At 45.8% G+C, this 3031-nt stretch carries 2 protein-coding genes and 1 pseudogene; all 3 read right to left on the bottom strand.

From position 1 onward, the window contains the following. Positions 1-213: 213 nt before the first annotated feature. Positions 214-492, bottom strand: coding sequence for a hypothetical protein (locus WEIDD23_RS03925; protein ID WP_010373451.1), 279 nt, complete (start codon positions 490-492; stop codon positions 214-216). A 304-nt stretch (positions 493-796) separates the two neighbouring features. Continuing rightward, on the bottom strand, positions 797-2083 hold the full coding sequence (locus tag WEIDD23_RS03920; protein ID WP_010373449.1) for a replication-associated recombination protein A: 1287 nt from the start codon (positions 2081-2083) through the stop codon (positions 797-799). A 17-nt stretch (positions 2084-2100) separates the two neighbouring features. After that, positions 2101-3031 (bottom strand): annotated as a pseudogene (locus WEIDD23_RS03915) (XRE family transcriptional regulator); the annotation flags it as partial.

The raw sequence follows: 3031 nt of genomic DNA, 5'->3' as shown, positions 1-3031 counted from the left end.
CTTGAATTGCCTTGCCCAAAGCGGCTTCCGCTTCCTTTGAGCCATCGACTGGTACCAAAATGTTCTTGTAGTTTACGTTTACATCTGCCATGATAAGTCCTCCTCTAATAGGCTCTTTCCCTATATGTTTATTATACGCTATTTGAAAACGATTTCATTAATAAACGTCAAACAAACCATGCGAGAGGTATGAAGATTTCATTATTGGGTAAATTACTTAAACAAACGGCGCACGACAGTTAGCGCTAACGCCGTTGTCATAATTGTCGCGAGTATAACAAAAATGCCGGCTGGTAGTGGTGCGTCCCGATAAATAACCACACTAATGAGTAGCAAAGCCGCATCAACCGTGAAAAACCAGCCGAAAATCGTCGCTGGCATTTTGGCTTGGGCGGCAGCGATGCCCATGAAGCCAGTTCTGTGTCGCAATAAGTAAATCCCCATCGCCCCAACTAGCAAGGCAAAGACAACAAAGGTGATCATAATCATCATGGTAAAAATTTCTCTCTTTTTCGTTTCAAATAAAAAGCACTACCAGGGCAAACCGTAGTAGTGCACGAACACTTGATTGGCGCCGTTAATGATTCACAATGAGTTGGCTCCAGATTATAGGTAAGTGGGTGAATAAGTCAGCGTTCGCGGCTACTGAGTGAAACAGCTTGCCTCGCCGGCTTCCCGACATCCCCGAGCAATATGGTTGTAAAGCAACTACATATAGTAGGAATCACGCGTACGTCCAAGGAATTCGCATAACCATATTATACGCCTGCCACATAAAATAAACAGTCTTGACAGGCTACTTTTTTAATCCCTTACGTTGGGCGTCAGACAATTTTTGATATTGATCTTTATACGCCACTTCGACCTTTGAGTTGCCCGCTGGATCAAAGTAGTGTTTGCCAACTAATTTATCAGGTAAGTATTGTTGCGGTACCCAATCGCCAGGATACCCGTGTGGATAAACGTAATCCACCCCGTGACCCAACTTTTCAGCGCCTTTATAATGTGCATCTTTTAAGTGATCTGGCACATCGCCCGTACCACCCTTGCGCACATCCGCCAATGCTGCATCAACTGCTGTATACGCCGAATTCGACTTTGGCGATAAGGCCAATTCAATCACTGCATTCGCGAGCGGTATTCGTGCTTCCGGAAAGCCCAACTTCTCAGCGGTATCAATTGCCGTAATCGCCCGCGCTGCTACTGCTGGATTTGCCAAGCCAATATCTTCATACGCGATTACCCGCAGGCGCCGTGAAATAATTGGCAAATCACCTGCTTCAATTAAACGTGCCAAATAATGCAACGCTGCATCGGTATCGCTACCACGAATCGACTTTTGGAGCGCCGAGATGACATCATAGTGGCCATCCCCATCCTTGTCCGCCGTTAACGCCTTGCGTTGCACGGTTTCCTCAATAATAGGCAAAGTAATATGAATCTGACCATCTTCACTTGGCAAGGTTGACTTCACCGCTAGTTCGAGCCCATTCAATGCCGACCGTAAATCACCATTCGTCGCATAAACCAATTGTCGTTCCGCATCTTCTTCAAGTACCGCATCGAAATTACCCAGCCCGCGGTCCTTATCGGTTAACGCACGTTGAATGGCAATCTTCATGTCATCCTCTGACAGAGGTTGCACTTCAAAAATTTGTGACCGTGATCGAATGGCTGGCAAAATTGAAAGGTACGGATTTTCCGTCGTGGCCCCAATCAAAACGATACGACCACTCTCCAAATGAGGCAACAAAAAATCTTGTTTGGTTTTGTCTAACCGATGAATCTCATCAAGCAACAAAACAACCGTACCTGACATTTTGGCTTCTTCGGCCACAATTTGTAAATCTTTTTTACTATCTGTCGCGGCGTTTAAAATACGGAACGCATATTTCGTAGAACCGGCAATGGCACTCGCAATACTTGTCTTACCGGTACCCGGCGGTCCATACAAAATCATCGACGACAACATTTTTGCCGTGACCATGCGATGAATAATTTTTCCTTCACCGACTAAGTGCTGCTGACCAACAACTTCCTCAATCGTCCGAGGGCGCATTCTAAATGCTAAGGGTTGTTGCATGTCAACCGCCTTCTTTCTTACTTTATTTTTGGCTGCTTACCAAGTGCTTGTAAAATTGAGCGATAACGCATCATCATCGCAAAATTGCCTGTTAGCGTTTGATAGTCGACGACAAAATTACTCAACATTGAGACCAATGCTGTCGGATCATCAAAGAACCATTCATAGTAATCTAACATTGCCCAGCGCCACTGCAACCACAAACTGCCATCACGAACTTGCTCCCGGCCTAAGTCACGTGCCAGAAGTGTGTAATAAGCAACCAACTCACGATTGCCTAGCAAGGCTGCTCTAAATGTTGCCAAGTCAAGCGCCTCTAAAATGTTTTCAATCAAACGATAAGGTTCATAGGATTTTGCATAGACCCGTCGCATCTGTTTGGTCCAAACATCAATCATATCCAGTGAATCGATGGCCAACAAACCAAACTTCACCAAACGCACCTCATGATCATGCCACACATCAATGCTCATCAACTCATCCATAATCTCGCGACCTAGCTGATTGGCCACCGGACTTGATAACCAGCCAGGATAACGGGCCATACCGTCTAGCGCGCGATATTCAAAGGAAACTTCTAAATCACGCCGACTACCTAGTCGTTCATAATTCTTCAAGGCAACCTCGGCCATCACATGGTACATGGCGGGATCGGTCAATTCTGGCACATACTGCACCCAAGTTGTATGCGTGGTATCAATGTATTGACTGTAAACCACTGCATCTAAATCAGCCGGCAATAAGCGCAAGACCCGCATCAAAACCGTCATATCATCAGACCGCAATAAGTCCGGATCCTTGTAGGCACGGTACAACTTATACGTCGACACGCCAGCGCGATCAATCGTGGCCGTCGTAATATGTTTGCCTTGCACTACCCATTGAAACAGCTTTCCAAAGTGTTCAAAGTATGGCACTTCGGTTCCGGCTGCATAAATCGGAAAATGA

The sequence above is a fragment of the Weissella sp. DD23 genome (genome assembly GCF_001579105.1).
GTDB classification, from domain to species: Bacteria; Bacillota; Bacilli; order Lactobacillales; family Lactobacillaceae; genus Weissella; species Weissella cibaria.
This window is presented reverse-complemented; position numbering and strand designations above follow the sequence as displayed.